Genomic DNA, 13419 nt, shown 5'->3' with positions numbered 1-13419 from the left:
ATAGGGATTCGAATCCATGAGAGAATCCATTCAAACACACCTTCAAAAGCCAATGATTCCATTGAACTGCATGAGCCCCCTCCCGTTGTTCGTTCTACCCATGGTCCTCATGCCGGGTGAAATTCAGGAATTGCGCGTGTTTGAACCACGGTACCGGCAAATGCTGGACGATTGTTTGCTGGACGGACTCAACTTCGGTTTGGTCCTCAACGACCCCTTCACCTTGACCAACCACTGGGACGCCCCACAAACCCACGGATGTGAAGCAGAAATTCTTCACCATGAAACCAAAGGCAGCAACCACTTTCTCAAAATTGTAGGCAGGAGAAGGTTCACGGTTCAGGACGTCATTGAACCCGCCCTGCCTCCGTTTGACCATCCGATGATGGACCCACTCACCAACGCTGAAGGCGTTGACCCCGATTTGCAATCACTGTTGGAATTCATTCCTGATGAGGTCGGTCATTCGAAACTCTACATCAGTGCTGAAGTGGAATACCTCGACCCGTTGGATGAGACGACGAATGAACAGCAAGAACGATTGAAGATGATGGCCAACCACGTGATGATTCGCATCGCATCGCTCTTGAGTATTGATGATGAATCGGCACAGGAATGGGTACAACAGGCACCGGTAATGGAATTGATTGACGATGATGGCGACACCGTGTTTGCAGTGACTGCCCTTCTCGTGAGTGACCTTGAGACCAAGCAGCAAATTCTACGAAGCGAGGGCATTGACGAGGCCATCAATCATCTCAACGACCATCTCAATGCCTTCCTGGAAGAAGAGTAACCACCTTGATCCCGTGTACTGGTGTGCACCCTATAAGTCAGCGGACTCCGTATGAGAACCTACGCATGAATATGGCCCAGGTAAAGCCGCTATAAACACCAATTTTGAACACATGGGTGTTATGGAGCAACCCTTGTAGATTACGCTCGTCTAGAGCATAGATTTACTGTTTCGTAATTTCATCATGTAATGTTGAAACAGTCTGTGCGGTCTCAACTATTTTTTGGTCTCTGAAATTTTGTATCTGTTTGTCTGCTTTTTCTTGAATTTTAGCCTTTCTTTCACTCAATCTTTTCAGAATAAATCCGATAATTCCGAGGGCACCACCAATGATACCGACTACAGCAGAGTAATATTGTAAATTTGAAAACGAATCTTCCTCAGAATCGGTTTGGAGGTTGATTGAACAACCATCAAGATCAACAGATGCACCAGTCTCAGTGTTTGAGCATTGGTCTTTGGAGTCGAGCACGCCATCACCATCAGAATCCAAAGTTTCATCCAATGAACAACCATCTGACCCTACGTTTGTTGTCGGGCTGTCTGGACAATTGTCCGGGTTTAGTCCAGAACGGTTGTCTCCATAACCATCTCCATCACGGTCTGACCATTGCGTTGAATCATTAGGAAAAACGTCGGTTTCATCGCCATATCCGTCTCCATCGCCATCCTTTGTTTCACTTGCGTCATTGGGAAAATCATCAGAGTTGTCGCCTATTCCATCACCATCAGAATCAGACCATTCTGTTTCGTCATTTGGAAATTCATCGGATTCATCATCATATCCATCCCCATCTGAATCCGTAGGCTCAGTAGTTGGAGAAATGACTTTCCATGTTGAATTCACATCTCTATTCTGTCTCGAATCATCTCCATATCCAGATAATTCAACTTCACTCTCTGTATTTGTCAACCAACCGAAGAAGAATTCTCCTTTCCACTCTCCTGGATCATTCTGCATGTCGCACTCGTCATCGTTAGCAATATCGTTGTCTCTGCATTCAATAAGGAACCGGATGTTAGACGAATCATCTGGTATGTTTATTGTCAAATTCCACGCATTACTGAGCTCGAAAACATCCTCCCATTGAGGGCTATCATAACAATCAACCAATTCATCATCTGCGTATACACAGACTTCAAAATAAGGGTCTGGAGCACCATCACCTGAATCCCATTCTCCACTTAAATTTCCATCCCAACTGACCAATGACAGAATAATATGCGCATCCTCTTCATCTCTGTGATCAGTTTCATCAGGATAACCATCGCCATCTGTATCTTCAGCTGAAACGGTATGAGGTATCAACAGTATTGAAAACAGAATTGCAACTAAAATTTTAGTTCTCATAAACACTTCCAGTGTTCTGAATTTTAAAAACTAATACGCTGCATGAATCAATACTTTTCATATAAACACATCGGGAGCCCTTGTGTATGTATGCGTATTGAAGGGTACCCTCGATGTCGTATAGGACTACAAGGGGGACCCTTGTATTCTCCAAGTTAATTTGTCATAAATATTTAGTATAAGCAGCTACAAACAAACACCATGAGCACACCTTGGAGCTATGTTTGTAGAGCATGTGGCACGACGGTTTTTCACAAAGCCAACCCTAACACCATTCCACCATTTCTAGTTATGTGGAGGCAAGGTAGCCGATGTCCAAGCACCCCTCATGGCCACCATGACACATGTGTTCCCAATGAAAACCCCAACCCCGAAGAATTACTGACATCATCTAAGGCTCCGGTATCTGGGAAACATAATTCATATCCGGGAACAAGTTTAGGAGGATGTTTTCCGGAATGCATAATTTATGTTGATTTTTTTGACCCCATTGAAGCTACCGTCTCGCAACTTATCGGCTGTGGTTCTAAGACTAAAAGAATAATTCTGGTGGGGCTAGATTCAGCATCTATATCTAGAGCGAAGAAGAAGAAGAATTTCAGAAAAATTGTGAATGTAGCTGAAAGAAGAGGAATTAATTTCTATACATTCGAATGGTCAAATAAATCCTCATACCAACCCCTCAGGTTTCCGTGAGTCTATCTGAAATTTGATTTGTATCGAGTTCCAGCGGTGCCAAAGATATTGATATTTTTTCAAAATGACCGATGGTTTGATTTTGTTTACGAGTTATGGGTATAACGCCCTTGTAAATGGGTTAGACACTCACAAGGGTTCTGCATAAGACCCATGTGTGCAAACTTAGGATATACAAGGGCTCGCAGTGGGCTGTTTCAGACGCTACGCACGAATAGCATCCAATGCAAGCCCTTGTGCATGATTCAATTGCCTACGAGGGTTAGCGCATTAACCCCTTGAAGACGAAAGACGACTGTTGTGTTTGTCTTTCAGATATTCAGAAATCATCTCGCCTGAAAATACATGCCAAAGCGAGAACAGAAGCCGTTGCGAGCATTCCAACAAACGGAATTTCTTCGGGGTCTTCCTCCTCCTGTGAATTGCTCTCAACTGGTGAAGAACTGTTGGTTTTGCCAATCCAGTAATCACCACCGGCTCCATCACCACCAGACCCCAACAGAACGAACGTGTTGAATTCTACATCACCAACTGCCTCTGATGGAGATGTCCATGTCAAATTCCAGACGGTAGTAGATTGGCCATCAGCGGTCTGAGTTGCTCCTTCATCCAAAATGTGTGAGTTTGGATCGCCAGCATTTGTTGTGATAACTCCTTGGCTCGCAATCATGCGGTAACCATTGGCATTGTTGTCCACAAGGGATCCGTTATCCATTGTTACAGTGATTGAATAGGTTGTATTCGAAGTAAAATTTACCGGGATCCCCTCTACGGAGAAATCAAACGAAGCGTTGTTTGGTCCCGAATCTTCAACACCATGACATGTGCATCCATTATCAGCCGCAGAGCCAATACCTGAAGGCATACTCGAACTGATTGGAGCAAATGAAAGTAAAAATACCAAACAAATCATCACGCACAACTTTTTCATATTTAATGCTGCACAACGATGTCATTTGAAAGTTGTCCCAAGAAACCAATTTAAGTCCAAATTTTGATGTATTTTAGATCATCTCTACACAACGGGCCCCCTTGTATATGCGGGCGACCACAACGGTACGCACGAATAGGACGGACTGCGAACCCATGTATTCGTTTGCAATGTTGACAAGGGTGTTATGTTGAAACCCTCCTGAACAAAAGCAAACTACTTATTCATTCCACAAGATATCGTCACAAATATTCGTTCGCATGCTAGCCCTATGTTGGATAATGGCTTCCAGCGATACATGACCCTGGCCACCTCGAAAACAAACATAATCCAATTCAATCTGTTTTAGATTTAATGCAGAGTAAATGAAAGGGAATAATTATGTTGGACTTGATTTACCAGAGGCCATGACGTCCAATCTTCCTCGCCACCTCGTGTTGGTGGCTGGTATGTCGCCCCTTCCGATCTATCAGATTCTTTCTATGAAAATTAGCACTCATTGGCGCTGGAAAAAGGTCGATATTTTGGTTAACAAAGCTACGAAGAAAAGTCTAGATATGGCGCTCTCATTATTCGATGAAGACCCCACAGATGACCTCAGCATCGTCTTGCATGATTATGCCAATCCTGGGATTTCATTCGAAAAAATGTATTCTCTGTTTAATTTAATTCGAGAACACGATGGAACAGGATACTCAATTTATCCTGGCTTAGGCCCACGTTCTCTAACGATCCCATTGTTGTGGAAATTCACATCAGAAGAGAAACTTACAATTCTGCAACTGCTTCACGACTCGACGACTTCAGTAATTGAGGAGAGTCCAATTTTCAAACACAAGATAGATGGTGTTGCCCTTGAAGATTATCTCAATTTGTATGATTGTTCATTACTCGTGGACGAGGGAATCAAAGGGAGGTATATTGTTGACTCAAAAGGTTCTAAGATCGGACCTTTTCTTGATATAGAATTGAAGGGTTTTCTTAACTTAACATACGATTCTCGTATCAGTGAGGACGCTCACGACAAGATATCTACTCGAAATTACCACGCAATTGTTCAACAACTTGGAGCAATTTTCGGAAGAAATGCAATAAAAATGGACATTACCACTCTACCGGTGAGTAGGACTAATCCAGAAACTCATACAACTCAAGAAAAGTTAAATTTTTATAGCTTCCACCAATTCTTTGACCCAAAAAACATCACCTTGACTTGCTTAACAATTTATGCTCTGGTTAGAATATTTTCTAGAGACATGGCGTCCAGTGGGTGCTGTGTTTATTGCTATGTCGATAAAGCTAGGGGTTTAAGTCTCGAAGAGAGTGAGAGTATAATCCTTAACCGAATGAATATGAGTAAACTTACGGACAGAGAAAGAGAGTTTTTTTCCGAAAATGTTACATATGTAAACTTAGAAGATATTGACCGCTCAATGGAATCTAGGGTAATGAAAAATACGAATCTGCATGTCGTGAACGCACGATCGGGGTCTATTCCGGGCCATGTATTACTCGAAAAAAGTCTGTCTAAAATTACCATACTGGAAAACCGAACTCTTGGTAAGTTTGATCCCGTAAAAAACAGTTGGGGGATTGCACCAAGGAATGAAATAGAGGAAATAAGAAATTGGTCGCAAGAGATGGAATTAAAGACAATTTATGCTTTATCTGGATGGGAATTGAATGGACAGTCAAGTCCAAGTTGGAAAAAAAATAATAAAATTACAAAAAAGACTGAAATCGTAAGTGACATCAATCTCTTTTTAGAATCTTATGCTAGGCAATCGATTACTACAATATGGAAAGAAACTCGGTCAACAACTACGTTGCGTACCGTTAATCCAAACCTCATTACATATTCCCATCTTGGATTGGATGAGATAAGAGGAAACCATGTGAAATTCAAATGTGTTATGGGTAGGGCTCAACAAACCCCTCCATTCAAAATGGAATGGTGGCCCTCCGGAGGGAAATGGTTAGAATATCTTTCTGAAATCATTATTTGGAAATTATTCAAAAACTCAAAAGCAGAGATCATTTACAACGCTGAATTATCTCGTTCTGGACACAGTCCACCCCAACAATACTCCCCCGAAGGTATCATCAAACTTGGAAACACCTCAACTGGTTATATGCACATAGTATGGGAAGTTAAATCTCTACCCGGGTCCGCACCAACATGGCCAGATTACATTGCACAGGTAAGTGAGTACGCTAACCTTGCTCCTTATCGTAACACCATACCGCTTCTCATTCATTGCGATGAAAACCCCCCTCAGAAATTATTAGATTATGCAAAAATTTCGAAAGTTATTCTATGTCCGTGGTGGGAACTCCCCCAACTCAAGGGAAAAGTTTCTGAATGGAGCGATCAACACAATGTAACACTTTCACCTTCCATTATGATTCCATCATTCGATTACAAACCAACCCCAATCATAGATTTTGAAACGACCTATGATACAAAAACTCCAGTTCCTAAAATTAAAAGAACTGAAAAAGCAATTGCAGGCTTTAACAATAATTTCAATAAATGGTTCAATTCCCTATCTCCAGAAATGAAAAAGCAACAAGAAGCTAATATCTGGGTGAAACCCCTACTTCATCTCAATAAAATTCCGTCTAAAAAATCGACAACTAAAACCGGAAATCATAACTCTGAGATGAGTAAAAAGCCAAGCCGCACAAAAGAGGATGTGCTAGAATCAACTAGAAAGGCGATCAAAGCGACTGCCCCCTGTGATTGGCGTGCAATTACGTCCGCAATAAACGAAGCGTCCACTAAAGAAGAAAGAACTGCTTTGTTTCAAAGAATTAAGGAAAATGGAGAGACTGCTTCTTTAAAGTTGTTTGAAATCCTAGAAGAACATTTCGCCGATTTAATCTATCTTGAAGGAGAAGGTAATGAAAGGAAAGTCTTGCTCGTTGCGAAGAAAAGCCAACTCCACTGTCCGAACGATTCGGAAGAGTGAAACAAAAACTCATCCATACACAAGGGGAACCCTCGAAGTCATATGTGCCTTCATGGGTACCCTCATAGTCGAATGCGATGACAAGAGTGCCGTTGGACTGTGAGATAAACCAAAGAAGAGCAGGCGGTCTCAACCGTTTATGCCCGCCATCAACCTGGCAGAGAAATTGACCGCCTTCAATGACCTTTGGAGCCCACGCGTGGTTGCAGAGATGAACGATTATCAGTTCAAGCTGGCCAAACTCGAAGGCGAGTTTATTTGGCACAATCACGAGGACACCGACGAGGTGTTCATCGTCGTTAAAGGCTCGATGGACATCGAAATGGAGCACGAGACCGTTCATCTTTCCGAGGGCGAAATGTACGTCGTGCCCAAAGGCGTGATGCACAAACCCTACGCCAAAACCGAATGCCACGTCATGCTTGTTGAACCGCGTGGCGTCGTCAATACCGGCGATACCGGTGGCGAATTAACCGCTGCGAATGACGTTTGGGTGTGAGGATAATGGGCAAACCACTGATCGATGATGACATTCGCACCGCTCAGACCCTCCCTTCAGCATGGTATACCGAAATGGAACACTTCAATCGGCTCAAGTCGGTGTTCTCTGGCTGGCAGTTTGCCGCCCACCAATCTGATTTTGGAACCAACAACGTGTTGCCGGTCGAACATTATGAGGCCATCACCAGCGAATCAGTGGTGCTGCTCAAGGGCGAGAAAACGGCTTGTCACTCCAACGTCTGCACCCACAGGGGCATGCGCGTGGCCTTGGAAGCCTGCACGGCAAAAACCCTGCAATGCAGGTACCACGGGCGGACGTTCAACTTGGATGGGACACTGAAACACATGCCGGAATTCGCAGAGGCCATTGGATTTCCTACAGCGAGCGATAACTTGTCTGAATTTCCGCTTAAGCAGTGGATGGGCATGCACTTTACTGCGCTCGATGAGTCGGCTCAACTTCCATGGGAGGTGCTCGGAAATCGTCTTGGATTCCTCAAGTCGGAGGAGTTCACCCACGATCCATCTCGCGACCGCGACCACACGATTGAAGCCAACTGGATGCTCTATGTTGACAACTACCTTGAGGGGTTTCACATCCCCTACGTCCATCCCGAATTGAACCAGGCGCTTGACTACGAAGGCTACACAACCGAGACCTTTGAAGGCGGCGTGATGCAAATTGGAAGGGCGATGGAAGGCGATGTCAAGTTTGACCTACCTGACGGCCATCCGGATGCTGGCCAAGACATTGCGGCCTACTACCTGTGGCTGTTTCCCAACATGATGTTCAACTTCTACCCCTGGGGGCTTTCGCTCAACGTGGTGATTCCTGTGTCCCCAACGGAAACAAGGGTGCTCTACCGGGGCTATGTTCGGGATGCTGACCTTGCGAGCCAGGGTGCGGGTTCACTGCTCGACACGGTTGAGGAACAGGACCAATGGGTCATTGAGTTGGTGCAACGGGGGATGGCTTCGTCTGTTTACGATCGTGGCAGATATTCCCCCACGAGGGAACAAGGCGTGCATCATTTCCATCGGATGCTGGGGAAACTGTTTGATGAGGACCACTGAGCACGGTGTGTCCTAGACCTATTTCAAGAGTTTTATCAGGAAATATTCTATCTCTCACTTGTTCGTCTTAATCCTTTGAATGCGTACCAAGTATTCATCGCTGCTTCACCCGCATTTCTGTCTGTAGCACTCCAGCCATTAATTTGGATTCTTGCTCTCATTGATTCGACAGATGTTACAACTTCCCATTGAGGATCATCAAATGCATCCATGCAGAAATCAGTTACTTCTGGCCACTTGTGAACGCATCCTCCATACCCTCTTTTTCATGTTCTACTTGAAGACGTACAACTTCAGCCATGAAATCAGTAAATTCACTCATAACCCAAGGCGTGTCCTTGACCTATTTCAACTGATTCCGGAACAAAATCCCTCACAATATGAAGTAAGATTTGCAACGCTAATTATTCAAGATAGGACTAGAGTGGGAACACATGGGCAGCCAACATCGGGTTAGATCGATGCTTCGTTTGCCAATTTTTTCAGGAGATGAGAAGAGTCAGAACACTCTTCTTGATGTTTTCAAAAAATGGGCTGGGGATTTTGAAATTCGATTCACGAAAGATCGGATGACTTACTGGGTGGAAACACCATTGGAGGATGATTTAGGTATCACTCAATACACATCCCTTCATTTCGATCCATTGCTCCATCCAAGAGGTGGTGGCATTAATAATGCTCCAGGAGAAGAGCAATTTTTAGCGCTCTTGGCTTTTGGGTTGGCATGTTCAAATGAGGATGAAGAATTACCAAAGAAATTACATGAATATTTTTTGCCACAAAAATTACTGGTGGATTTATCCGAGACTGAATTATTTAGTTTAACGGGTACTAAGTTGATATCAACACCGGTCGAAGTCGGATTTGATGAAGTAACTCAATGGTGGGATGAAACTAAACTCAAGTCTGTAAATCTACCACAAGTGATAATCGGTAAGAGTAAAAACTCTCCTCTTCCAGTTTTAGACCCAGGAATTCTTGCTAAAATATTGTCAGGGGTAGCGGAAGTATATTTCACATCTACGCCGTCCGTAATGGATGCAATGAATGCCGAGGTAGGTGCAGACCAAATCCCTTCAGGATCAATCAGAATCATTGGCGCATCCGAATCGAATCCATCGGTTGTTTACACGCCGAGCAGAATCAAAGAAGTTGAAGCGAAGTTTGGCCGTAGTGTTATCTTAGACATTTTCCTCAGACTGAGCCTTAACGGACTTCTGAAGAATGATATTCCATTCAACGAATGGGGAATGCTCAACCAGCCTGTTCCAGAATTGGCACCACATAATATCCAATCGTTGGATGATTTTGAAGCGATTGAAAATTTGAACTATCTCGTTGATTTTAAGGAAAGCCAAATTCAGGAATTACAACATCTTATTGATTCACTTGAAATTGATAAGAAGAAACAGGAGAATAAATTGTTCCAGTTCGAACAAAATTCTGAAACGATCATATCAAGGATGCAGGAATTAAGCATCCAAAATGAAGAGAATTTGCGAATGAAAAAGGAATTAAAAAAGGAATTAAAAAAGGAGCGAAGGAGAAGCAAAGAGATACTCCCTTTACTTGATGAAATCGTGGATACCCATGGATTAGAATCGATGAGCGAACTTACTAAATTAATTCGAAGTGAAATACTCGAAATTGAAGAAAAGGAAATTGAAGTATTTGAAGAGTATAACCCTGCAACCCTGGTGGAAGTTCTTCAAAGAGCCAAATCTGAATGTCACAATAAGATAATCATACTAGATTCAGCCTTTAAAAGTGCTCGACAGTCAACATTCAGACCACCAATTAGAGTGTGGGAAATCATACAGGCACTCATCGAAAAGTACGAACATGTTCTTCAACGTACAAACCAAAAACAATCAATAAACCTTCAATCAATTCTACGAGAAAATACAGCTACTGGAACCCTTGACATTGCCAATAAAGAATCGAAATCTACTATGAAATCATTCGGAGAGCAGAGAGTTTTTAGGTATGAAAATCGTAATATTGAAATTCAAACACATATCAAGATTGGAACTCAACATGATCAATCTAAAACACTAAGATTGTATTTCACCTTTGATAAATCGACAAAAAAATTCATCATCGGACACTGTGGTAAGCACCTTGACACCGTGAGTTCTAACTGAATCCAGAAAGAAAGTCATCAAAATCATCGACTGATGATTTGGAAGAATCACGTAATGACAAAAATTCATCCAACTGAATAGATCCAAGATAAACGACGTGGCCGTCCTTCATTCGACCAACTAAATGACCGTTAACACACGCATAACATCGTTGTCTCAAGTTAATAGGCCATTGCTGAATGATTTTTTCTAATTTTTCTGAATTAGAAAAGTCAATTTCAAGACCCTTATCAATAAAAGATAGTTTGTGATCCCTCCAAATCAACTCAAGACTGCTATGGTGTACTATTCTTGGTTCGGGATAACTATCCCCTATTTCCAAATCTGAGACGTCAATTTGTTCAATCTCTGATTCTTCCAGAGCTCTATCAAAAACAGGTAAAGATTCAGGCCCTCCAATTCTCTCAAGTTTACTTTGATTTTCATTAAGTTCCCAGTAACTTTGCACATCATCTCCCTCGGGAAGTTCGGATTCCCAATCTAACTCACTAAAAATGCCTTCTTCACCGGTTCGCTTGACAAACAAAATCCAAATTACAGCGTTTTTATCACCTTTTTTACGAATGAGTCGTCCGATGGTTTGAATTCGCTGACGAACATTTCCGGATGACGAACGAATTAGACCTACTTCTGCACCAGGCACATCGAACCCTTGAGCCAATGCTTGAGCGGAGATCATCATGTTAAGCAAGCCATCTCGATACCAATTCACCATCCATTTTGCCAATTTCGGAGGGAATTGTGAATGATACAATCCAAACTTAAGAGATGCTCTCGAAAGAAGGTTATCATTCAGGACACGTAATGAATTCGCTTGCCCTTTGACGAGGTCCTTAAATTCAGAATCATCCGAATCTTTGACTTCATCATGTCGAAACCGTCCCGGCGATACCGATATCAGACTTCTAATCTCACGAATCCGTTCAGAAAAAATCATCATATTTTCAGAACTCTCCTCGTCAATAAAATCTTCCATGATTAGTTTACTTGCAATATCACGATTCATCGCATTCTTAACAACATCTTGGCGATTTCGCATTAATTCAAGATACTTAACCACCGAAGAATGCGCTTCACCTTTGGATAATAATTGCTGCAGTTGAGCAATCATGTTTCCACGTTCGAACACCCACGGGTGATTATTTTCAATTTCTTTTGAGCAATTCCACATTTCTTTCGAAAGGCGTTCATACAGAGATTTCTCAGTAGGGACTAAATCAAGTCCAACATATCGAAGACCAAAGGGTGAAATTAGATTTTGATCTGCGGCTTTTCTGTAATTTAGAGTATAAATTGGCTTTCCAATTTTTTGTATGATTGGGTGTGGTTTGCCATTTGGTAATTCATCAGGTGGGGTCGCCGATATCCCCAACATACCAGTACAAGGAATTTCCAAGAAAGTACGATACTTTTCCCCACCATACATGTGGCATTCATCTGCCACAATGAGGTGATCTTCATTCGAGTGAGATGCTACGTCAAGTTTCATTGCGTTTTTGTTTACTGCCGAATTAACAATTCTGATCATAATTTTTTTCCCGTTTTGATGTGAATCATCTATCGAGTCACCATGTAAGCCAACAACATCAATTCCCAAGTCTAAGAGTGAGGTGACAGTTTCAGCCCACTGGTACATAAGTACGCGAGTGGGGACAATGATGTTAACGATAGCATTGGGATGATTCGAAATGAATCTTCGAATGCATTCAATCGCAAAAATCGTTTTCCCGGTTCCAGTTACGGCATTGACGACACCAATATTTCCATTTGCTTCCCATGAATTGGCAGCCTCTGTTTGCCATTTATGCAGAATAATTTTCGGATCCATCAAAAACATACCTCGGCCGTGCCTTGATTGTTCGACTAGAGCAGGGCTGAATTTATGTCCAGTACTTTCTGCTATGATTAACTCTCTTTGAGTCTTTTCTGGAGACTCTTTTATTCGCTCCAAGGTCGCAAGACTCAAGAACGCAGAAGAAAATTCATCTGTTGCATGTATGCGATTTAGATCTTCAACAATTATACTTCGAAGGTTCGATATTAAATTTGGAAGTGCGTTTATCGTTCGGTTCTTTCGAACTCCTTGCTTTTTCGATTTATACTCAGAAAGGAAATCGTCTTTGAGTGAAATGAGTGAATTAAGTAATTCATTCGCTAAAGTCAGCCGCTTTCCTAGTCCGCTGGAATACCGATAGCAGATGTATTTAGAAAAACTTGAGACGACGCTCTGCCCAGATTTGTTATTTTTGAAAATTTTATGTTCTGGTCCAATTCGAGAGATACAGTTCACAACAAATCGTTCAATTTTTAATCCTCTCAGAGTTGATAAGATCGATGTGATTTCATCACCAGAACCTAACGAATATTTCCCTCCGCCTTTAGGAAATAGCACCCCAAAGTATTGAATGATTTTTATAATCTCCTTGACCGCTCGTTCTTCACCTCTCTTTATCAACTCTGAATAATCATATCCTGATACTGGATTTCCATTTGGAACCTCGGATGACTTGGAACTGGTTCTTTGCATAAAATCATAATTTGTGAGAATTTCCTTATCTGATTCTTTAACAATCTCAGTGTAATCAAAGAGCATATCAATGATGTATGGGTCATTATTAAAGCCAAGACTTACTAAGGAATCAACAATTATATCTCCAAGGTCATTTACTTCTTTGTCTACTAGATTCACGCACAATTGGACTACGGCTTTGTCATTTTCACTTTCATAATTAATGAGTCCAAAACGTGCAATATTTCTCAGAACTCCTTCTAGATTCGATTCTTTGTAGGGGTTTCCGTTTTCTTTGCGAATCTTATCTCTTAAGATCGGAATGAGCAACTCAAGATCCACTGAATCGTTTTCATCGGTTAAATCAGAAATCACCGTTAAGAATTGAAAAAACTGGTCAGCATTTCTAGGCATGGGGCTTAGCCTTATCGCAGCTCTACCCATG

8 protein-coding genes are annotated in these 13419 nt (G+C 42.1%); 5 read left to right on the top strand and 3 right to left on the bottom strand.

Going from position 1 to position 13419, the window contains the following annotated elements:
* The first annotated feature begins 70 nt into the window (after window positions 1-70).
* The gene (locus tag AAA857_RS08345) at window positions 71-796 is read left to right on the top strand and encodes an LON peptidase substrate-binding domain-containing protein (protein WP_338174503.1); all 726 of its coding nucleotides are present in this window, start codon (window positions 71-73) and stop codon (window positions 794-796) included.
* 163 nt (window positions 797-959) lie between these two features.
* On the opposite strand, the gene AAA857_RS08340 is transcribed toward AAA857_RS08345, so the two are convergent.
* Window positions 960-2147 (bottom strand): hypothetical protein, encoded by a 1188-nt coding sequence (locus AAA857_RS08340; protein ID WP_338174502.1) that lies wholly within the window; start codon window positions 2145-2147, stop codon window positions 960-962.
* Between the two features lie 1015 nt (window positions 2148-3162).
* Window positions 3163-3774 (bottom strand): choice-of-anchor V domain-containing protein, encoded by a 612-nt coding sequence (locus AAA857_RS08335; protein WP_338174501.1) that lies wholly within the window; start codon window positions 3772-3774, stop codon window positions 3163-3165.
* Window positions 3775-4139: 365 nt separating this feature from the next.
* On the opposite strand from AAA857_RS08335, the gene AAA857_RS08330 reads away from it, so the two are divergent.
* The 4 genes from AAA857_RS08330 (at window position 4140) to AAA857_RS08315 (ending at window position 10465) form a co-directional block, all read left to right on the top strand.
* Entirely contained in the window at window positions 4140-6746 is a 2607-nt protein-coding gene (locus tag AAA857_RS08330; RefSeq protein WP_338174500.1) for a hypothetical protein, read from the top strand.
* Window positions 6747-6885: 139 nt separating this feature from the next.
* On the top strand, window positions 6886-7245 hold the full coding sequence (locus AAA857_RS08325) for a cupin domain-containing protein (RefSeq protein WP_338174499.1): 360 nt from the start codon (window positions 6886-6888) through the stop codon (window positions 7243-7245).
* Between the two features lie 5 nt (window positions 7246-7250).
* The gene (locus AAA857_RS08320; RefSeq protein WP_338174498.1) at window positions 7251-8321 is read left to right on the top strand and encodes an SRPBCC family protein; all 1071 of its coding nucleotides are present in this window, start codon (window positions 7251-7253) and stop codon (window positions 8319-8321) included.
* 434 nt (window positions 8322-8755) lie between these two features.
* Window positions 8756-10465 carry a hypothetical protein gene (locus AAA857_RS08315; RefSeq protein WP_338174497.1) on the top strand — a complete coding sequence of 570 codons (1710 nt, stop codon included), beginning with the start codon at window positions 8756-8758 and terminating at the stop codon, window positions 10463-10465.
* Here AAA857_RS08315 and AAA857_RS08310 read toward each other — a convergent pair.
* Window positions 10458-13418 carry a DEAD/DEAH box helicase family protein gene (locus AAA857_RS08310; RefSeq protein WP_338174496.1) on the bottom strand — a complete coding sequence of 987 codons (2961 nt, stop codon included), beginning with the start codon at window positions 13416-13418 and terminating at the stop codon, window positions 10458-10460. The genes AAA857_RS08315 and AAA857_RS08310 overlap by 8 nt on opposite strands.
* Window position 13419: the final 1 nt, after the last annotated feature.

Source organism: Candidatus Poseidonia alphae (assembly GCF_943787815.1).
Classification (GTDB): Archaea; Thermoplasmatota; Poseidoniia; order Poseidoniales; family Poseidoniaceae; genus Poseidonia; species Poseidonia alphae.
This window is presented reverse-complemented; position numbering and strand designations above follow the sequence as displayed.